The organism is Mycolicibacterium stellerae (assembly GCF_003719305.1).
Lineage (GTDB): Bacteria > Actinomycetota > Actinomycetes > Mycobacteriales > Mycobacteriaceae > Mycobacterium > Mycobacterium stellerae.
Genome location: NZ_RARC01000004.1, coordinates 74,508 through 93,992, shown reverse-complemented (window position 1 = coordinate 93,992; position 19,485 = coordinate 74,508). Strand labels below are relative to the sequence as shown.

The window sequence follows — 19,485 nt, the reverse complement described above, 5'->3', positions numbered from 1 at the left end:
CAATGCGCGTCGGACTGATGGTCGGCTCCGACAAGGAGCGCTCACGCGCGGACCGGCTCAGCGGTCTGCTGGCCGACGGGCACGCCGCCGAAGACGAAGGCTTCGCGTCGTTCTGGATCCCCCAGGTGCCCGGTTACCTCGACGCGATGACGGCTGTCGCGCTGCTCGGCCACGAGACCGATCGCATCGAGATCGGGACGGCCGTCGTCCCCCTTCAAACCCGCCACCCGCTGATCCTCGCGCAGCAGGCATTGACCACCCAGGTCGCGTGCGCGGGCCGGTTCGCCCTCGGCGTCGGGCCGTCGCACCACTGGATCATCTCCGATCAGCTCGGGCTGCCCTACGACAGACCGGCACGGCTGGTCCGCGACTACCTCGACGTGCTGGACGCGGCGTTCGCCGGCCCCGGCGCGGTGGCCGTGGACAACGACAGCTTTCGCGTGCGCAGCCCGGTGGATGTCACCGACGCGTTCGAGATGCCGGTGCTGATCGCGGCGCTCGGACCGACGATGCTGCGGATCGCAGGCGAGCGGACAGCGGGCACCATCCTGTGGATGGCCGACGAGCGGGCGATCGGCGACTACGTGGTCCCACGCATCACCGAAGCGGCCGAGTCCGCTGGGAGGTCCGGAATCCGCGTCGTCGCAGGCGTTCCCGTCGCACTGTGTGCGGAGGGCGAAGTCGACGAGGCCCGCGCGTACGCCAGCGAGGTGCTTGGGCACGCCGACTTCTCGCCGAACTACGTCCGGCTGCTCGAACACGGCGACGCCGAGGACGTCGGAGACACCATGGCCGTTGGCGATGAGCAGGCCGTGCTCGCGCGTCTGCGCCGCTATCGCGACGCCGGTGTCACCGATCTCGCCGTTCGAGTGGTTCCACTCGGCGACGATGCCGACAAACGGAGCGCGTCGCGTCGGCGCACTCAGTGCTTCGCTGCCTCGCTTGTCGCCGAATTCGCCTCGGGCGCGTAGCTTCCCATGAACTCGACGGGCACCCCTCCCTGTGTGCAGAAGAACAGGTCGACGCCCGGCGTGCCGGTGTCGAATACCGTCACGTCGCTCGCGAAGGCCTTCGCTGCGTCGCGTGTCCGGTCGAACTCGTCGGTCTGAAACGACAGCGCCGCCAACCCCTCCGGCACGATGTCGCGCAGGTGCTCCGGTACGTCGAGCACCTCGATGAGCCCCGCCTCGCCGGTACCGACCATCGTCACATCCGCGCCGTCGGACTGCGGCCATCCCAGCGTCGTCTCAAGGACTTCACCCGGCACCCTCAGTTGAAAAGCCACCTCCATCCCGACCACGTCGGTCAGGAACGCGACGAACGCCTTCGCTGAGTGGCTTCGCATGACGACGTGGTGCAGCTGCTTCGGCATCCCTACATAGTGGCCTCTCCTCTAAAAGTGTCCGATGGCGGTAGCCGAGGCGCTCCTACATGTACGGGCGGCCGATCCGGTCGACCAACACACGTAAGGAGCACACCATGACCACCAACTCCGACGCCAACACCCGCACCCGCACGATCTCGGCGCTTGCTGTCGGCGCGACCCTGTTGAGCTTGAGTGCACCGATTGTCCATGCCACGCCGGACAATGGCCCGGGCACCGAGCCATCGCCCCCGTACGGCTCCAGCGACAAGTACCCCTCGCTGACACCGCCGCCCCTTATGGCCTCACAGAACCCAGTGGTCTTCTATGGTTCCGAGACCGAGAAGGACATCGATCTGACGTGGACGCCTTACCCGTGGGGGCCAGTGCAATTTCGATATGAAGCGATCGGCGGTACGCAGTTGTCCGGCACCCACCCGCCGATCGAACCAAGTGTGACTGACCCTCACGCGCCTATGGAGGTCACCTACGGCAGGACCTACCACGTTTGGCTCAAGGTGCCGTGGCCCTCGAAGCTGGTCGGTCCGACGCTCACCATCACCACGGTGAAGATCGGACTCGCCCCGGCCGACCCGCAGCCGCCCCGCGTAGATTCCGCGCCGATCCCGGGTGACAATCGGCGCCCGGATCCGCCCGGCACCCGGCGGTTGGACCCTGGCGCCGCTGCGGGGAACACGGGGCACACATCGGAAAGCAGTCAAGGCGAGAACAGTGCGGAGCGGTGATTTGGCCCGAGCCCTTAGTTAGACAGACGTCAACTATTTGCAAGTGCCAATTCAGCTGCTAGAGTCCGGTTGTGCCGAAGAGCAACACCGTCGCCACCGCTGACGGTGGTCAGCGCCGGGCGTCGTTTCAGCGGGCGCGGTCAACCGAGACCAAGCGGTCGTTGGTACAGGCCGCGATGGCACTGTGGCGGACGAACGGCTATGCCAAGACGACGGTCGCCGACATCTGCCGGGCCGCGGGTGTCTCCCGCGCATTGTTCTACTTCTACTTCCCCGCCAAGGAGGACGTGCTCTTCGAGGTCGGCCTGTTGTCCACCCGCGCCGCCCAGAACACAGTGCACCAGAACCTCGCGGGTGACTACACCGTGAATGCCGTCATCGCCAAGGCGCTGCGCAGTCTCGAGCGCTCGATGGCCCGCAACCCGCGCGACCTGATCATCGAGACCATCCTGGAGGGCTACCGCCAGGAACAACGCATCCTCACCGGTGACCGCCCCGACGACGTCGATGCCGACATGTTCGGCGAGCTGTTCGCCAAGGCTCAGGTCGATGGCAAGCTCGCCAAGCACATCGATGTGCCCCACCTGTCGAGGCTGGCTCAGATGCATGTCAGCGAGGGCGTGCGGCACTGGGCGCTGGGCACTTTCGGCGAGCGGTCATTCACCGATGTGGTGGGCCGCGACATCGCCGCACTGATCACAGGATTCAACCAACAGCCCTGACCGAGGTGAAGGAGACACACAATGGCGTGGGATTTCGAAACCGACCCCGAATACCAGAAGGCGCTCGACTGGGCCGACGAATTCGTCCGCAGCGAGATCGAGCCGCTCGATCTCGCCTTTCCTCACCAGCAGTTCACACCGCTCGACGACAACCGTCGCAAGGTCATCGACCCGCTGAAGGAGGAGGTCAGGCGGCGGGGCTTGTGGGCCACTCACTTGGGGCCGGAGCTGGGCGGTCAAGGCCACGGACAGTTGAAGCTCGCCCTGCTCAACGAAGTGCTGGGCCGATCACAGTGGGCGCCAATCATATTCGGCTGTCAGGCACCCGACACCGGCAACGCCGAGATCCTCGCCCACTACGGTACCGACCAGCAGAAGCAACGCTACCTGCGGCCCCTGCTCGACGGCGAGCTCTTCTCCTGCTATTCGATGACCGAACCGCATGCGGGAGCCGACCCGACCCTGTTCACGACGCAGGCGGTCCGGGGCGGTGACGACTGGGTGATCAACGGCTGGAAGTTCTTCTCGTCCAATGCCAGAACCGCCTCGTTCCTGATCGTGATGGTGGTGACGAATCCCGAAGTCAGCGCCTACCAGGGCATGTCGATGTTCCTGGTGCCGACCGACACACCGGGTGTGAAGATCGTCCGCAATTTCGGCCTTCACGGCGAGCGCGAGGGCGAAGGCTCACACGCGCTGATCCACTACGACAACGTGCGCGTGCCGTCCGAGGCTCTGCTGGGCGGCGAAGGTCAGGCGTTCGTCATCGCCCAGACCCGTCTCGGTGGCGGGCGCATCCACCACGCCATGCGCACCATCGGGCTTTCGCGCACTGCGCTCGACATGATGTGCGAGCGAGCGCTGAGCCGAGAGACGCAGGGCGCCAAGCTGTCCGACAAGCAGTTCGTGCAGGGCTACATCGCCGATTCGTATGCCCAGTTGCTCCAGTTCCGGTTGATGGTGCTCTACACCGCGTGGGAGATCGACAAATACAACGACTACAAGAAGGTGCGTAAGGACATCGCCGCGGTGAAGGTGGTGATGCCGACAGTGCTGCACGACATCGCATGGCGGGCGATGCAGGTACACGGCGCTCTCGGTGTCACCGACGACGTGCCGTTCATGGGGATGGTGACGGGTGCCGCGGTGATGGGGCTTGCCGACGGTCCGACAGAAGTGCACAAGGCCACGGTGGCCAAGCAGGTACTGCGCGACTACCAGCCGAGCAACGACATCTGGCCGACGGAGTGGATACCGCGCAAACGTGAAGCGGCCCAGGAGAAATTCGCCGAATACCTGGAGCACGAAGTGGGCAACCTGTGACCGAGCCGACGATCGACACCGCGCGCCTCGCCGAGTGGATGGACGGTGCCGGCCTGCCCGGTAAGGGCGAGCCGCTGGAAGCCGACTTTCTTTCCGGCGGAACGCAGAACGTGATCTACCGCATCCGCCGCGGCGACGACGACTGCGTGCTTCGCATGCCTCCGCCGGATGCCCCGCCCGACCGCGACAAGGGCATCCTGCGAGAGTGGCGGATCATCGAGGCGCTGGATGGCACAGAAGTCCCGCACACCGCCGCGGTCGGCGTCTGCCCCGACGCCGCGGTCCTCGGCCGCCCTTTCTATCTGATGGGTTTCGTCGACGGCTGGTCGCCGATGGACCTCCACCAACGGAAGTGGCCTGCGCCGTTCGACACCGACCTCGACGCGCGTGCGGGTCTGGCATACCAACTCGCCGAAGGCATCGCCCTGCTGTCGAAGGTGGACTGGAAGGCCAAGGGCCTGCAGGATCTCGGCAGGCCGGACGGCTTCCACGAACGCCAGGTCGACCGGTGGACCGGCTTTTTCGAGCGGATCAAGGGCCGTGACATCGACGGCCTCGACGTCGCGACGCAGTGGCTGCGCACTCACAAGCCGATCGACTTCATCCCCGGCCTGATGCACGGCGACTACCAGTTCGCCAACGTGATGTACTGCGACGGCGCGCCAGCGCGGTTGGCGGCGATCGTCGACTGGGAGATGGGCACCGTAGGCGATCCGAAGCTCGACCTCGGGTGGATGGTGCAGAGCTGGCCGGAGAACACCGAAGCGCCGTCGGCGATGAGCTATGTCGACATGCGCGGAATGCCATCGCGCACCGACGTTGTCGACCACTACGCCAAGGTCTCCGGCAGGCAGGTCGACGACCTCGACTACTACCTGGTGCTGGCGAAGTGGAAGCTCGCGATCGTGCTCGAGCAGGGCTTCCAGCGCGCGGGCGACAACGAGAAGCTGCTTGCCTACGGACCCGTGATCGTCGACCTGATGCGGTCGGCCGCCGACCTCGCCGAATCCAGCGACTACAGGTGATCCGCGCCGCGGTGTGCCCGGAGTACGGGCCGCCCGAAGTCGTCCGGATCGAGGAGCAGGCGTCACCGCCGCTCGAGGACGGCCAGGTGAGGGTGCGGGTCAGCGCGGCCGCGGTCAACTATCCCGACGTCCTGCTGGTCGCAGGCCAGTACCAGATCAGCGTGCCGCCGCCGTTCGTGGTCGGCAGCGAGTTCGCAGGTGTCGTCGTCGAAGTCACAGGCGGGGCAGGCGATCTGGCTTCCGGTGACCGGGTGACCGGAACCCAGATGTTCGGCGCGTTCGCCGAGGAGATCGTGGTGGCGGCTCAGGCGGTGGCCCGGATTCCGGGAGGTGTCGACGCCCGTACCGCTGCGGCGTTCGGGGTGGCCCATCGGACGGCCTATCACGCGTTGCGGTCGGTCGCGCGGCTGCATGCGGGGGATTCCGTCATCGTGCTCGGCGCGGGTGGTGGCGTCGGCCTGGCCGCCGTGCAGCTGGGTACCGCGCTCGGCGCCGATGTCACCGCCGTCGCGTCGTCGGCCGAAAAGCTCGATGCGGCAGCATCATACGGCGCCAAGCAGCTGATCAATCACCGCTCGGGCGACCTGCGTTCTGCCCTGCGCGACGCCCTGCCCGACGGCGCGAACGCCGTCATCGACCCTGTCGGCGGCGAACTGTCTGAACCCGCGCTTCGGTCGCTGCGTCGCGGCGGCCGGTTCGTCACCATCGGCTATGCCTCGGGCGTCATCCCCCGCATCCCGCTCAACCTGGTTCTGGTCAAGGGCGTGCAGGTGCTGGGATTCCAGTTCCAGGACCTCGTCCCCGACGAATTCGCCCGCAACGAGGCAGAACTCGGCGAGATGCTCGCTAAAGGCAGGGTGGCGCCGCACATCGGTGCGGTCTACCCGCTCACCGAATGTTCGCGCGCGCTACGGGAGGTGGCCGACGGGAAAGCCATCGGCAAGGTGCTGATCGACCTTAGCGCGCGGCCGTAACCCGCGAAGTTCAACTCGCCGGAATGAGATCCGCGGCGACCGATGGCCTCGCCATCACACCGCAGCGGAAGATCTCGGTCCCGGTGACAGGGCACGTGTCGGCGGCGGCGGTGAGCGCTTGGCTCTTGAACGCGCGCGCCGCCGCGCTGAGCCGATGCGCAACAGGTCCCACGCTGTCGTCGAGTTCGGCGGGCAGGCGCTCACCCCACAGCGTGACCTCGGTGAGGCCCTGCTCGAGTGCGCCGAGCACGCCGCGGCGCACCCGCTCGTCGCTCGCGAAAAGATCGGCGGCGACCGCCACCGTCTGCGGGTGTGGACGCTGATCCCAAAGCGCCAGTGCCGATTCGAGATCCGATACTGCGACACCAAGGACGTGCAACGGCCGGTCGTCCGTGCGATTGGCCAGCAGCACGGTGACGTCCCAGCCGGCCATCACGCGGTCATACATCCAGCCGCCCGCGAACCTGACGGCGTCGGCCGCATTGGCCGCCACCACGTCGAGGCGGTACCTCATGTCGAGCTCCGTGACGCCAAGTCGACGGACAGCGACTCCGCGTATCCCTTGAACGCCTCGGTGAGCGGTATCGATGGGTCGAGCAACCATAGTGTCTCCATTCCGTTGATGAAGGCGAGTATCTCGACGGCCTTGGTGGCCGCATCACAATCCGGGCGGTACTTTCCGAGCCGCTGACCGCGCTCGATGATCTCGGTGAGAATGTCGATGGCGGCGCGATACCGCTTGTGCAGGCGGTCGTGCAACGGCGCGTCGGGGGCGATGTTCTCGACGAGGAGCACGGTGAACGTACCGACGAGTTCGGGGGCCCGGTCGAACCTCGCGGGCACCCGCCTGAGCTCGGCGATGAGGTCCCCCGACTGATAGTCGGCGTGGATGGCGTCGTCTTCGTCGCGCGCGTCGAGCACCGCGTTCAGCAGCTGCTCCTTGGACTCGAAGTGGTGCAACAGCCCGGCGGGCGTCACCCCGGCTTCCTTGGCGATCTGGGCCAGGGAGGTGTTGCGCCAGCCGTTGCGCGCGAGAAGGCGTTCGGCCACGCCGAGAATGCGCTGCCGACGGTCCTCGCCTTTGGCGAGCAGCGTCTCGTAGGGACGTGGGGCTGCCACGGAACTCCTTCGGTCAACCAACCTAGTGAACACACAGTAGGTAGGTTTGCCCGCTGTGACAAGGGTCTCAGCGCAAAAATATTCTGACTGCCGTCACACCGCAGGTCAGGGCATTTGTCAGGCCAACAACACCTAAAGGCCGAGCGACTTGGCGATGATCACTTTCATGACTTCGCTGGTCCCGGCATAAATCCGGGCGACGCGGGCGTCCGTGTACAGCCGGGCGATCGGGTACTCCATCATGTAGCCGTAGCCGCCGAAGAGCTGCAGACACCGGTCGACGACGCGTTGCTGCATCTCGGTGCAGAACAGCTTGACCCGGGCCGCGTCGGCGCCGCTCAGCTCGCCCTCGACGTGCAGCGCGATCGCGCGGTCCAGCATCGCCTGAGCCGCCTCGACCTCGGTCGAGCAGGCGGCCAGTTCGAACTTCGTGTTCTGGAAGGACGCGACGGGCGTCCCGAATGCCTTGCGGTTCTTGGTGTAGTCGATGGCCGCGGCGATCGCGGAGCGCGCCTGTGACACCGAGCCGACCGCGACGGTCAGCCGCTCCTGCGGCAGGTTGTGGCCGAGGTAGCTGAACGCCTCGCCTTCCTCCCCCAGCACGTTGGCTGCGGGCACCCGCACGTCCACGAACGACAGTTCAGCGGTGTCCTGAACCTTGCAGCCCATCTTGTCCAGCTCGCGACCGCGGGTGAAACCGGGCATACCGTCCTCGACGACCAGCAGCGTCAGGCCCTTGCGCCTGTTGTCTGGATCCGTCGCCGTGCGCGCGACGGTGATCACCAGGTCGGCCTGCATACCGCCGGTGATAAAAGTCTTGGCGCCGTTGACGATCCAGTCGTCGCCGTCGCGCACCGCGGTGGTGCGCATGCCTGCGAGGTCCGATCCGGTGCCGGGCTCGGTCATCGCCACCGCCGTCAACAGCTTGCCCGCGGCAAGACCGGGGAACCAGCGGTCACGCTGCTCGGCGTTGGCGTAGTGCAGGAAGTACGGCAGGATCACCTCGAGCTGGGTGCGCACCGTTGACAGCGTGACAAGCGCGTTGGCCGCCTCCTCCTGCATCACTACGTTGTAGCGATAGTCGGGCTCACCGCCGCCGCCGTACTCCTCACCGATCGCCATGCCGAGCATGCCCAGCGAGCCCATCTGCTCGAACACCTCGCGGGGCATCCGGCCGCCCTTCTCCCACTCGGGATAGTGCGGCACCACTTCCTTGGTTACGAAGTCGCGGCACAGCTCCCTGAAAGCCTCGTGGTCTGAGGTGAATAGGTCTCGACGCACGCGGCGTCCTCCTGTCTGTTAAGCGAAAAGTTCCACGAGCGTGGCGTTGGCGGTACCGCCACCCTCGCACATCGTCTGAAGGCCGTAACGAATTCCGTTGTCCCGCATGTGATTGAGCATCCGCGTCATCAGCACCGCGCCCGACGCTCCTAGCGGATGTCCAAGCGCGATCGCACCGCCGAGCGGGTTGAGACACTTCTCGTCTGCTCCGGTCTCCTCCAGCCAGGCCAACGGCACCGGCGCGAATGCCTCATTCACCTCGTACACGCCGACCTCGTCGATGCCGATGCCTGCCTTGTGCAACACCTTCTCGGTGGCCGGAATCGGGCCGGTCAGCATGAGCACCGGATCTGCGCCGGTGACGGCGCCTGCGCGGTACCGCGCGATCGGGTTGAGGCCCATCGTCACCGCGTTCTCAGCGGTTGTCACAAGCAATGCGGCCGCGCCGTCGGAGATCTGAGACGAGTTACCGGCATGGATGACGCCGTCGTCTTTGAATGCCGGCTTGAGACCGGCGAGTTTCTCGGTGGTGGTGCCGCGCCGTACCCCCTCGTCGGCGACGACGGGTTCGCCGCCGGTGAAGACGGAGATCATCTGGTGTTCGAAGGCTCCGCTGTCCTGCGCGGCGGCGGCGCGCTCATGCGACTGCGCCGAGTACTCGTCGAGCCTGGCGCGGGAGAACCCCCACTTCTCTGCGATCATCTCGGCGGATATGCCCTGATTGAACGAGAAATCTCCATAGCGTGCAAGCACTTTCGGCCCGTACGGCATTCCGGTGGCGCGGGCGGCGCCGAGCGGAACCCGGCTCATCACCTCGACGCCACCCGCGACGACGACGTCCTGCTGCCCCGACATCACCGCCTGAACGGCGAAGTCCAGCGCCTGCTGGCTGGACCCGCACGCGCGGTTGATGGTGGTGCCGGGGATGGCTTCCGGCCATCCGGCGGCAAGGACCGAGTAGCGGCCGATGTTGCTTGACTGGTCACCGACCTGCGATACGCAACCCCAGATGACGTCGTCGACGATTTCCGGGTCGATCCCCGCACGTTCCGCCAGAGCGGTGAGGACAAGCGCGGACAGATCGGCGGCGTGCATATCGGACAGCCCGCCGTTGCGCTTGCCGACCGGTGTCCGGACCGCTTCGACAATCACCGTTTCGCGCATTTCTCGTCTCCATTCCTCACGAGCGGTAGGCCGGGCCGACGGCCCCCTGCTCGCGTAACTCCGCGATGTCGTCCTGCCCGAAGCCGAGCTCTGCAAGGACAGTGTCCGTATGCTCGCCAAGGCCAGGAACGGCGCCCATCGGCGGATCGTATCCGCCGATGACCGGCGGCGGCAGCAGCGCCTGGATCGGACCTTTCGACGTACCCACCTCACGCCAGCGGTTGCGCGCGGCCAGCTGCGGGTGAACCACCACCTCGCTCGGCACGTTGTAGCGCGAGTTGCCGATACCGGCCTGGTCGGCTACCTGCTGAATATGCGCGAGATCGTGCTGCGCACACCAGGATCCGATTGCCTCTTCGAGGATCTGGCGGTGCGCACACCTGCCGGGGTTGGTGGCGAAGCGGGGGTCGTCGGCGAGGTCTGGGCGGTCGATGATCTCCCTGGCCACCCGCTGCCACTCCCGGTCGTTGGTGGTGCCGAGCACCACGGTCTGCCCGTCGCGGGTCGGGAATGCCCCGTAGGGCGCGACCGCGGGTGAGCCGACTCCCAGCGGCTGCTGGTCGATGCCGGAGTGCTGGGTGTAGGTGAGCTGGTAGCCCATCACGTCGGTCAGCACATCGAACAGGCTCAGCCCGACCGCGGGTGCAGGTCCATCCCGACGGTCGCGCGAGAACAGCAGCGCCAAGATGGAGAGCGCGGCGTAGAGGCCGGTGGTGAAGTCGGCCACGGCGGGCCCCGGCTTGGCGGGCATACCGGGATATCCGGTGACGGCACACGATCCGCCTTCGGCCTGGATCAGCAGGTCGTAGGCGCGTTTGTGCGAGATCGGGCCGCCGGGGCCGTATCCGTCGATCTCGACCGGGATGACGTTCGGGTGCCGCTCGGCCAGGTCCGCTGGCGAAAGGCCAAGGCGCGCTGTTGATCCCGGTGCCAGATTGGACACCAACGCATCGGCGCGGTCGATCAGCCGATGGAGGACCTCCATGCCTGCGGGCGATTTGAGGTTCAGGGTGACCGATTCCTTGCCGCGGTTGCACCAGACGAAGTGTGCGGCCAGACCACCTGGACCGTTGACCACGTCGTCGTAGCCGCGCGCGAAGTCACCGCCGTTGGGGTTCTCCACCTTGATGATTCGGGCGCCGAAGTCGGCGAGCACGCGGGTGCACATCGGCGCGGCGACGGCTTGTTCCATTGCGACGACGGTGACGCCGGCGAGGGGCGCTGTCACATCACCATTCCGCCATCGACAGGCAGCACCTGGCCGGTGATGTAGGACGCCGCGTCCGAGGCCATGAACACGAACGCACCCGCTACCTCGTCCGGTCCGGCCCAGCGCTTCAGCGGGATTCGCGCCATCATGTTGGCCGCGAACTTCCCGTTGGTGCGGATGGTTTCGGTCATCGGGGTGGCGGCAAGCGGCGCAAGGGCATTCACCATGATGTTCTTGGATGCGAGTTCGCGGGCGAGCGACTTGGTGAAGCCGATCAGGCCTGCCTTGGCCGCCGAGTAGTTGACCTGGCCCAGTGTGCCCGTCAGCCCGGCAGCCGAAGTCACATTGATGACGCGGCCCGTGCCATCGGTCGGAATGTACGGCAGCGCGGCCTGCGTGCAGTGGAACGTACCCATGACGTGCACGTCGAACGTCAACCGAAACGTCTCGTCCGTCAGCTTCGGAAACATCGCGGGCGCCGTGACACCTGCGTTGTTGACGAGGATGTGCAGCGCTCCCCCGCCCAGCCCGGCGGCCTGTTCGGCCGCGGCATCGGCGGCCGCGCGGTCACCGACGTCGAGCGCACACGAGTCTGCTTTTCCGCCGTCGGTTCGAATGCGTTGCGCGACAGCCGCGGCCGCGTCCGCGTCGATGTCGGTGACGAGCACCGCGGCACCCGCCTCGGCCAGCGCGGCCGCGACGGCCGCGCCGATGCCTCCTCCGGCGCCGGCGCCGGTCACCATCGCGGCGCGGCCCGTCAGATCGAAGTACCCCATCAGTAGCTCCTCGGCATCCCCAGCACGTGTTCGCCGAGAAAGTTGAGGATCATCTCCTGGCTGACGGGCGCGATCTTCATCAGGCGAGCTTCCCGGAAGTAGCGCGACACGTGGTACTCCTCGGAGTAGCCCATCCCGCCGTGCAGTTGCAGCGCGCGATCGGCGGCTCCGAATCCGGCGTCGGCGCACAGGTACTTGGCGGTGTTGGCTTCCCGCCCACACGGCTTGCCGTTGTCATACAGCCACGTCGCCTTGCGCAGCACCAGTTCCGCGGCGTCGAGCCGGGCCAGCGAGTCGGCGAGGGGGAACTGCAGCCCCTGGTTCATGCCGATCGGCCGGTTGAACACCACCCGCTCGTTGCCGTACTTGACGGCCTTCTCCAGCGCCACCCGCCCGATGCCCAGCGCCTCGGCGGCGATCAGCATCCGCTCCGGGTTGAGCCCGTCGAGGATGTATTTGAAGCCCTTGCCCTCCTCGCCGACCCGGTCGCCGATGGGCACCATCAGGTCGTCGATGAACACCTCGTTGGAGCTCACCGCGTTTCGGCCCATCTTGTTTATTGGCCGGATATCGACATGATCGCGGTCGAGGTCGGTCAAGAACAGCGTCATGCCGTCGGTCTTCTTGGTCACCTCGTCATAGGGCGTGGTGCGCGTGAGAAGCAGGATCTTCTCCGACTCCAGCGCCTTGGAGATCCACACCTTGCGGCCGTTGACGCGGTAGTGGTCGCCCTCGCGCTTGGCGAATGTCGTGATGCGCGAGGTATCAAGGCCCGCACCGGGTTCGGTAACCCCGAAGCACACGTGTAGGTCACCGTCGACGATCCGAGGCAGCGTGGCGGCCTTCAGTTCGTCGGAGCCGTGCTTGACGACGGGCTGCATCCCGAAGATGGACAGATGAATGGCGCTGGCGCCGTTCATCGCTGCGCCGGACCGAGAGATCTCCTCGAGCAGCAAGGTCGCCTCGGTGATGCCGAGGCCGTGGCCGCCGTACTCCTCCGGGATGGTCATGCCCAGCCAGCCGCCCTTGGCGATCGCGTCGTAGAACTCCTGCGGGAATTCGTGGGCCTGGTCCTTCTCCATCCAGTAGTGGTCGTCGAACTTGCCCGCCAGCTCGGCAACCGACTTTCGGATCAGTTCCTGATCCTCGGTCAGCTCGAAACTCATCCCGTCAGCCACTGCACTCCTCCACTACAACGTCCGCACAGCCGAATGCGCCGGTGCGGTCAGGCATTCTGCGCACCGGCGCACTGTCGCCCCAGCGGACTTGGTCAGTCCTTGTTGCCGGTCAGCTCTTTGGCGCTGGCCGCGAAGTCGGCGAAGTTGACGCCGGTCTTCTCCTTCTTGGAGAGAGCCTGGATGGAGACGTCGTGGTCTCCTGCCGCCTTGCGCAGCGCTCCCACGGTGGCCTGTTCCCTGGAGATGTGGGTGAACGGGTCCCAGTGATACCAGCGCATCGCGTTTTCGTAGGTCATCTTGTTGATGTCATCGTCGGGCACGTTGTGCTCCTTGAGCACCTCGTCGAGCTGCTCGGGCGCACCCGGCCACATGCTGTCGCTGTGCGGATAGTCGGCCTCCCAGCAGATGTTGTCGATACCGACGTCGTTGCGCAGCTGCACACCGACGTGATCGGAGATGAAACAGGTCAGGAAGTGATCCCTGAACACCTCCGAGGGCTTCTGCTTGCCGAAGTCCTGCCCCGTCCAGGTCGAGTGCATCTCATAGGTGCGGTCTGCGCGCTCGAGGAAATAGGGAATCCACCCTGTGCCGCCCTCCGACAGCGCGATCTTGAGGTCCGGGTAGGCCTTGATCGGCTTGGACCACAACAGATCCGCCGCTGCCTGCACGATGTTCATCGGCTGCAGGGTGATCATCACGTCCATCGGGGCGTCCGGGGCGGTGATCGCCAACCGGCCCGACGACCCGATGTGCACGTTGAGCACGGTGTCGGTGTCCACAAGCGCGTCCCACATCGGCTTCCAGTAGTCGAAGTCGTGGAAGCTCGGGTAGCCCATCGCCGACGGGTTCTCACTGAACGTCAGCGAGTGCACGCCACGCTTGGCGTTGCGCCGGATCTCAGCCGCGCACGCCTCGGCGTCCCAGATCACCGGCAGAGTCATCGGGATGAAGCGGGCCGGGTACTCCCCGCACCACTCCTCGACGTGCCAGTCGTTGTAGGCCTGCACCAGCGCCAACGAGAACTCCGGGTCCTCGGTCGCGAACAACCGACCCGCGAAGCCGGGGAACGACGGGAAGCACATCGAGCCGAGGATGCCGCCCGCGTTCATGTCCTTGACGCGCTCGTCGACGTTGTAGCAACCCGGCCGGATCTCATCGAGGCCCTGCGGCTCCAGGCCGTACTCCTCCTTCGGCCGCCCGGCCACCGCGTTGAGCGCGACGTTGGGGATCACCACATCGCGGAACTGCCAGGTGTCGCTGCCGTCGGGGTTGTGCACCAGCCGCGGGGCATCGTCGAGGTACTTCTTTGACAGGTGATTTTTGAACATGTCAGGCGGCTCGACGATGTGGTCGTCGACGCTGATCAGGATCATGTCCTCTTTGATCATGGGGCTCCCTTCCCTCTCAAGCTTCAACCGTAGTCGCCGCACAGTTCTCTATCCAGGGAAACTATCTTCTCCCCGTGCGAGAATCAATCTCCGACGCTCATTGGCGCACCATATCGCGGGACAAATGTTTGGTGCGGCGGTCGGATCGACCTTCTAGCATTGACCATCGAAGCAAAAGATGGAAACCTATTAGCCGGAAATGAGAACATGATTCTCACCCCTGAGAGGAGAAGGCCGTGCGAGTGCCCCCGCTGCCCGCCGATCAGTGGGACGACGCCGTCGACCGTGCCCTTGCCGTGATGCTGCCCCAGGAGCGGCGCAACCCGCAGAACGCGAGCAACATCCTGGGGACCTTCGTCAACCATCCCGACCTGACCAAGGAGTTCCTGCGCTTCAACACCCACCTGCTCTTCAACTCGACGCTGCCGCCCCGGCTGCGCGAACTCGCCATCCTGCGGGTCGCGCACCGAACCGACTCGGCATACGAGTGGATGCAGCACGTCAAGCTGGGCCTTCGCGAAGGCCTCACCGACGAGGACATCGCAGGCGTGCAGCGCGGGGAAGCCGGTGACCCGTTCGACCGCACGGTGCTCACCGCGGTGGACGAACTGCTCGCGTCCTACAACATGTCGGACGCGACGTGGGCTGCGCTGGGTGAGCGTTTCGACAAACGACAGCGGATGGACTTCGTCTTCACGGTCGGCTGCTACGTCACCGTGTCCATGGCTTTGAAAACCTTCGGCGTTGAGCTCGAACAGGAGAGGTAACGAACGTGGCATTTTTCCCCAAGCCGGCAGCCGGCAGCTGGACTGAGAACTGGCCGGAACTCGGCACTGCTCCGGTGAACTACGAGGACTCGATCGACCCGGAGCACTACAAGCTCGAACAGCAGGCGATCTTCAAGAAGACCTGGCTCAACATCGGCCGGGTGGAGCGGCTCCCCAAGAAGGGCAGTTACTTTACCCGTGAGATGCCCTCGGTTGGCGAAGGTACATCGGTGATTGTCGTCAAGGACGTGAAGGACGGCGTCGAGACGATCCGGTGCTTCTACAACATGTGCCGCCACCGCGGAAACAAGCTGCTGTGGAACGACTATCCCGGTGAGGAGGTGTCGGGCACCTGCCGCCAGTTCACCTGCAAGTACCACGCATGGCGCTACGCGCTCGACGGCGACCTGACCTTCGTCCAGCAGGAGGACGAGTTCTTCGACCTGGACAAGTCGCAATACGGGCTGGTGCCGGTGCGCTGCGAAGTCTGGGAAGGCTTCATCTTCATCAACTTCGACGACGATGCCGTCCCGCTGACCGAATACCTTGGCGACTTCGCAAAGGGCCTTGGGGGCTACCCCTTCCACGAGATGACCGAGCACTACAGCTACCGCGCGGAGATCAACGCCAACTGGAAGCTGTTCATCGACGCCTTCACCGAGTTCTACCACGCGCCGATCCTGCATATGAAGCAGGCGGAGAAGGAGGAGGCCGAGAAGCTGGCCAAGTTCGGCTTCGAGGCGCTCGCATACGACATCAAGGGCGACCACTCCATGGTGTCGTCCTGGGGCGGCATGAGCCCGCCGAAGGACCTCAGCATGGTCAAGCCGATCGAGCGGATCCTGCACAGCGGCCTGTTCGGCCCGTGGGACCGGCCTGACATCAAGGGCATATTGCCCGACGAGTTGCCGCCTGCCATCAATCCGGGCCGTCACAAGACTTGGGGCACAGACTCATTCGAGTTCTTTCCGAATTTCACGCTGTTGTTCTGGGCGCCCGGCTGGTACCTGACCTACCACTACTGGCCGACAGGGGTTGACACGCACATCTTCGAGGCCGACCTCTACTTCGTGCCGCCGACGAACCTCCGTCAGCGGCTGTCACAGGAGCTCGCCGCGGTGACGTTCAAGGAGTACGCGTTCCAGGACGCCAACACCCTGGAGGCCACGCAGACGCAGATCGGCACCCGGGTGGTCACCGACTTCCCGCTGTGCGACCAGGAAATCCTGCTGCGCCACCTGCACAAGACGGCGTGGGACTACGTGAACAGGTACAAGGCGTCGCTGGCGAACGGAAACGGTTCCGTCAAGGCGGGTTCCGCCGCCAACGAGAAGGACCATGCGAATGTCTAAGTTGCCGCAGGATTTCGCCGACCTCGAGCGGTTCAGCGACTGGTGCCTGCCCACCGAGGAAGAGCGCTACCAGAAGCGGCTGAACTCTACGATGGCCGAGATGGCTGAGTTCTACGATGCGGGTATGGCACGCCTCGACGACATCATGGTCTACGTCGATGCGCGATTCCCACTCAAGGGGATGCCGGAGGACGCCAAGGCGCTTGTGCATCTCGGACAGTCGATCGTGATGGTGAGCTTCCCCGTCGAGGTGTGGAAACAGCCACGCGTGCTCGACAGCGGCGCGTCCTACATCGAACTGATCAAGGAGCCGGTGGTCTGAGCGTGCTGACCCTCAAAGCAGCGGGTCTGCTCGACGTCGACGCCGGCGTAATCGTCCGGCCGGGCATCGTGCGCATCGAGGACGACCGGATCGTCGGGCTCGGCGAGGGCGCGCAGGGCCCAGAAGATCAAGTGATCGATCTCGGCGACTCGATCCTGGTTCCTGGCCTGATGGATATGGAGGTCAACCTCCTGATGGGCGGCCGCGGCGAAAGCCCCGGGCTGTCCCAGGTCCAGGACGATCCCGCGACTCGAGTGCTGCGCGCGGTCGGCAACGCCAGGCGCACGCTGCGCGCGGGGTTCACCACCGTGCGCAACCTCGGATTGTTCGTCAAGACGGGCGGCTACCTGCTCGACGTGGCGCTGAGCAAGGCCATCGACGCGGGTTGGATCGAGGGGCCGCGGGTGATCCCTGCGGGCCACGCCATCACGCCGACGGGCGGGCATCTCGACCCCACGATGTTCGCTGCGTTCATGCCCGGCGCCCTCGAGCTCACCGTCGAGGAGGGCATCGCCAACGGCGTCGACGAGGTCCGCAAGGCGGTGCGCTACCAGATCAAGCATGGCGCGCAGCTGATCAAGGTGTGCGTGTCGGGTGGCGTCATGTCGTTGACCGGAGAAGCAGGCGCGCAGCACTATTCGGACGAGGAACTGCGGGCCATCGTCGACGAGGCACACCGCCGCGGATTGCGGGTGGCCGCGCACACGCACGGCGCGGAGGCGGTCAAGCACGCCGTCGACTGCGGAATCGACTGCATCGAACACGGCTTCCTGATGGACGACGAGGCGATCAAGATGCTCGTCGACAACGACCGGTTCCTGGTCACCACCAGACGGCTGGCCGAGGCGATGGACGTGTCCAAGGCGCCGAAGGAGTTGCAGGACAAGGCCGCCGAAATGTTTCCCAAGGCGCGCACGTCGCTCAAAGCGGCCTACGAAGCCGGGGTGAAGATCGCCGTCGGCACGGATGCGCCTGCCATCCCGCACGGCCGCAACGCCGATGAGCTCGTCACGCTCGTCGACTGGGGCATGCCTGCCGATGCGGTGCTGCGGGCGGCGACCGTCGTCGCAGCCGACCTGATCAACAAGCCCGATCTCGGGCGGATCGCCGAGGGCTACCTCGCCGATATCATCGCGGTGCCAGGTGATCCGCTGTCCGATATCGGCGTTACAAAAGATGTCAACTTCGTAATGAAGGGCGGTAAGGTCTTCCGAGATGACTCAGTCAAAGAGAATTGAGGACCTCGTCGAGATCCAGCAGCTGCTGGCCAAATACGCCGTCACCATCACCCAGGGCGACATCGACGGGCTGACCTCGGTGTTCACCCCCGATGGCACATACAGCGCGTTCGGCTCCACGTACACGCTGTCCCGGTTCCCCGAGCTCGTCGACGCGGCGCCCAAGGGCTTGTTCATGACGGGTACGGCGCTGGTGCACCTCGACGACGACGCCGCCGACAAGGCCACGGGCACGCAGCCGCTGTGCTTCATCGAGCACTCCAAGCACGACATGCGCATCGGCTACTACAACGACACGTACGTGCGCACCGACGACGGCTGGCGGCTGAAAACCCGTGCCATGACGTTCATCCGGCGCAGTGGTGACCACGACTCCGGCCGGCCGCACGCGATCGGAAGGCCAGAAGCCGGATGACCGAACCGTTCGAGCCCGCCGCGTTCCGCACCGCACTGCGCGCCTGGCTCGATGAGAACGACCTCACGCCACCGCCCGGCGACGATTCCCTCGATGCACATCAGGCACAACATCTTCGCGCGCTGAAGGCGCTGTACGACGCGGGCTGGATGCGTTACGGCTGGCCGGAGTCGGCGGGCGGGCTCGGGGGCCCGGAGATCCTGCGCGCCGTCGTCGGCGAGGAGATCGTCGGCCGCGGAATCGACCATCCCGGACCGTACTCGATGCTCGAGGTGTTGACCCCGACCATGATCGACTACGCGCGACCCGAACTCGCCGCCGAGATGGTGCCGCGGCTGCTGTCGGGCCAGGAGACGTGGTGCCAGGGTTTCTCCGAACCCGGCTCGGGCAGCGATCTGGCGTCGTTGACCACACGCGCGGTGCAGGACGGCGATCGGTGGATCGTCAACGGCGCGAAGGTGTGGACCAGCTTCGCGCAGTACGCCAACCGTTGTGTCCTGCTCACCCGTACCGGCGGGCCGGAGGTCGCGAACCACGAGGCCATCACCGCGTTCTTCGTCGACCTCGACACCCCGGGCATCACGGTGCGGCCGCTGCGCACAATGCATGACGTCGACGAGTTCTGCGAGGTGTACTTCGACGACGTTGCGGTGCCCGCGGACCGGATGCTCGGCGAGCCCGGCGACGGCTGGCGGCTGGCGATGGATCTGCTGCCGTATGAACGCTCGACCTGCTTCTGGCAGCGCATCGCCTACCTGTACTCGCGATTCGACGCACTGATCGGTGAAGTCAGGGGGCTCGGCACGGCCTCCGACTCCGATCTTGGTGAGGCGTATCTGGCCCTGCATACCCTGCGCTGCCGGTCCAGGGCCACCCAGCACCGGCTTGCCGACGGACAGAAGCTGGGGCCCGACACGTCGATCGACAAGGTGTTGCTCGCAGGCGCAGAGCAGACGCTCTATGACACTGTTCGCGATCTGCTGCCCGGCGCCGTCGAACTCGACGACGGCGCGTGGCGCACCGAGTACCTGTATTCACGCGCGGCGACGATCTACGGCGGCACCGCCGAAGTGCAGCGCAACATCATCGCCCGCCGGCTGCTTGACCTCGGGAAGGAGTGAC

The 19,485-nt window shown here is 65.7% G+C and carries 21 protein-coding genes; 12 read left to right on the top strand and 9 right to left on the bottom strand.

The window, feature by feature from the left end:
* Positions 1–2 precede the first annotated feature (2 nt).
* Positions 3–971, top strand: a complete 969-nt coding sequence (locus tag D6M19_RS07655; protein ID WP_123024601.1) for a TIGR03564 family F420-dependent LLM class oxidoreductase — start codon at positions 3–5, stop codon at positions 969–971.
* Here the strand turns inward: D6M19_RS07655 and D6M19_RS07650 are convergent.
* The gene (locus D6M19_RS07650) at positions 923–1,372 is read right to left on the bottom strand and encodes a VOC family protein (RefSeq protein WP_123024600.1); all 450 of its coding nucleotides are present in this window, start codon (positions 1,370–1,372) and stop codon (positions 923–925) included. The genes D6M19_RS07655 and D6M19_RS07650 overlap by 49 nt on opposite strands.
* Before the next feature lie 107 nt (positions 1,373–1,479).
* Here D6M19_RS07650 and D6M19_RS07645 point away from each other — a divergent pair, with 107 nt between their 5' ends.
* From D6M19_RS07645 to D6M19_RS07625, 5 genes are all read left to right on the top strand, one after another.
* Complete coding sequence (locus D6M19_RS07645) at positions 1,480–2,109, top strand: hypothetical protein (RefSeq protein ID WP_164478382.1); 630 nt, start codon at positions 1,480–1,482, stop codon at positions 2,107–2,109.
* Between the two features lie 71 nt (positions 2,110–2,180).
* Positions 2,181–2,831 (top strand): TetR/AcrR family transcriptional regulator, encoded by a 651-nt coding sequence (locus tag D6M19_RS07640; RefSeq protein WP_123024598.1) that lies wholly within the window; start codon positions 2,181–2,183, stop codon positions 2,829–2,831.
* A 21-nt stretch (positions 2,832–2,852) separates the two neighbouring features.
* Positions 2,853–4,154 carry an acyl-CoA dehydrogenase family protein gene (locus D6M19_RS07635; RefSeq protein ID WP_123024597.1) on the top strand — a complete coding sequence of 434 codons (1,302 nt, stop codon included), beginning with the start codon at positions 2,853–2,855 and terminating at the stop codon, positions 4,152–4,154.
* The gene (locus tag D6M19_RS07630) at positions 4,151–5,179 is read left to right on the top strand and encodes a phosphotransferase family protein (RefSeq protein WP_123024596.1); all 1,029 of its coding nucleotides are present in this window, start codon (positions 4,151–4,153) and stop codon (positions 5,177–5,179) included. The genes D6M19_RS07635 and D6M19_RS07630 overlap by 4 nt, the downstream gene beginning before the upstream one ends.
* Positions 5,179–6,153 (top strand): NADPH:quinone oxidoreductase family protein, encoded by a 975-nt coding sequence (locus D6M19_RS07625; protein WP_123024774.1) that lies wholly within the window; start codon positions 5,179–5,181, stop codon positions 6,151–6,153. The genes D6M19_RS07630 and D6M19_RS07625 overlap by 1 nt, the downstream gene beginning before the upstream one ends.
* A 10-nt stretch (positions 6,154–6,163) precedes the next feature.
* Here D6M19_RS07625 and D6M19_RS07620 read toward each other — a convergent pair whose 3' ends face one another.
* The 8 genes from D6M19_RS07620 to D6M19_RS07585 form a co-directional block, all read right to left on the bottom strand.
* Positions 6,164–6,667, bottom strand: a complete 504-nt coding sequence (locus D6M19_RS07620) for a hypothetical protein (RefSeq protein WP_123024595.1) — start codon at positions 6,665–6,667, stop codon at positions 6,164–6,166.
* Entirely contained in the window at positions 6,664–7,272 is a 609-nt protein-coding gene (locus D6M19_RS07615) for a TetR/AcrR family transcriptional regulator (protein ID WP_164478381.1), read from the bottom strand. Before D6M19_RS07615 ends, D6M19_RS07620 begins: the two co-directional genes overlap by 4 nt.
* Positions 7,273–7,404: 132 nt before the next feature.
* A complete protein-coding gene (locus tag D6M19_RS07610) occupies positions 7,405–8,553 on the bottom strand; it encodes an acyl-CoA dehydrogenase family protein (RefSeq protein ID WP_123024593.1) in 1,149 nt (382 codons plus the stop codon).
* An 18-nt stretch (positions 8,554–8,571) separates the two neighbouring features.
* Positions 8,572–9,717, bottom strand: a complete 1,146-nt coding sequence (locus D6M19_RS07605; RefSeq protein WP_123024592.1) for a thiolase family protein — start codon at positions 9,715–9,717, stop codon at positions 8,572–8,574.
* A gap of 16 nt (positions 9,718–9,733) precedes the next feature.
* A complete protein-coding gene (locus tag D6M19_RS07600; RefSeq protein ID WP_123024591.1) occupies positions 9,734–10,945 on the bottom strand; it encodes a CaiB/BaiF CoA transferase family protein in 1,212 nt (403 codons plus the stop codon).
* Entirely contained in the window at positions 10,942–11,703 is a 762-nt protein-coding gene (locus tag D6M19_RS07595; protein WP_164478380.1) for an SDR family NAD(P)-dependent oxidoreductase, read from the bottom strand. Before D6M19_RS07595 ends, D6M19_RS07600 begins: the two co-directional genes overlap by 4 nt.
* Complete coding sequence (locus D6M19_RS07590) at positions 11,703–12,869, bottom strand: acyl-CoA dehydrogenase family protein (RefSeq protein WP_123024772.1); 1,167 nt, start codon at positions 12,867–12,869, stop codon at positions 11,703–11,705. Before D6M19_RS07590 ends, D6M19_RS07595 begins: the two co-directional genes overlap by 1 nt.
* A gap of 104 nt (positions 12,870–12,973) precedes the next feature.
* Positions 12,974–14,269 (bottom strand): amidohydrolase family protein, encoded by a 1,296-nt coding sequence (locus D6M19_RS07585; RefSeq protein ID WP_123024590.1) that lies wholly within the window; start codon positions 14,267–14,269, stop codon positions 12,974–12,976.
* Between the two features lie 236 nt (positions 14,270–14,505).
* Between D6M19_RS07585 and D6M19_RS07580 the strand changes: the two genes are divergently transcribed.
* Genes D6M19_RS07580 through D6M19_RS07555 form a run of 6 tightly spaced genes read left to right on the top strand, consistent with a single transcriptional unit; the run spans position 14,506 to position 19,484 of the window.
* The gene (locus D6M19_RS07580; RefSeq protein WP_123024589.1) at positions 14,506–15,036 is read left to right on the top strand and encodes a carboxymuconolactone decarboxylase family protein; all 531 of its coding nucleotides are present in this window, start codon (positions 14,506–14,508) and stop codon (positions 15,034–15,036) included.
* A 5-nt stretch (positions 15,037–15,041) separates the two neighbouring features.
* On the top strand, positions 15,042–16,388 hold the full coding sequence (locus D6M19_RS07575; RefSeq protein WP_123024588.1) for an aromatic ring-hydroxylating oxygenase subunit alpha: 1,347 nt from the start codon (positions 15,042–15,044) through the stop codon (positions 16,386–16,388).
* The gene (locus D6M19_RS07570; protein WP_123024587.1) at positions 16,381–16,710 is read left to right on the top strand and encodes a hypothetical protein; all 330 of its coding nucleotides are present in this window, start codon (positions 16,381–16,383) and stop codon (positions 16,708–16,710) included. The genes D6M19_RS07575 and D6M19_RS07570 overlap by 8 nt, the downstream gene beginning before the upstream one ends.
* 2 nt (positions 16,711–16,712) lie before the next feature.
* Positions 16,713–17,948 (top strand): metal-dependent hydrolase family protein, encoded by a 1,236-nt coding sequence (locus tag D6M19_RS07565; protein WP_123024586.1) that lies wholly within the window; start codon positions 16,713–16,715, stop codon positions 17,946–17,948.
* Positions 17,926–18,363 carry a nuclear transport factor 2 family protein gene (locus tag D6M19_RS07560; RefSeq protein WP_123024585.1) on the top strand — a complete coding sequence of 146 codons (438 nt, stop codon included), beginning with the start codon at positions 17,926–17,928 and terminating at the stop codon, positions 18,361–18,363. The genes D6M19_RS07565 and D6M19_RS07560 overlap by 23 nt, the downstream gene beginning before the upstream one ends.
* On the top strand, positions 18,360–19,484 hold the full coding sequence (locus tag D6M19_RS07555; RefSeq protein ID WP_123024584.1) for an acyl-CoA dehydrogenase family protein: 1,125 nt from the start codon (positions 18,360–18,362) through the stop codon (positions 19,482–19,484). Before D6M19_RS07560 ends, D6M19_RS07555 begins: the two co-directional genes overlap by 4 nt.
* The last annotated feature ends 1 nt before the right edge of the window (position 19,485 follow it).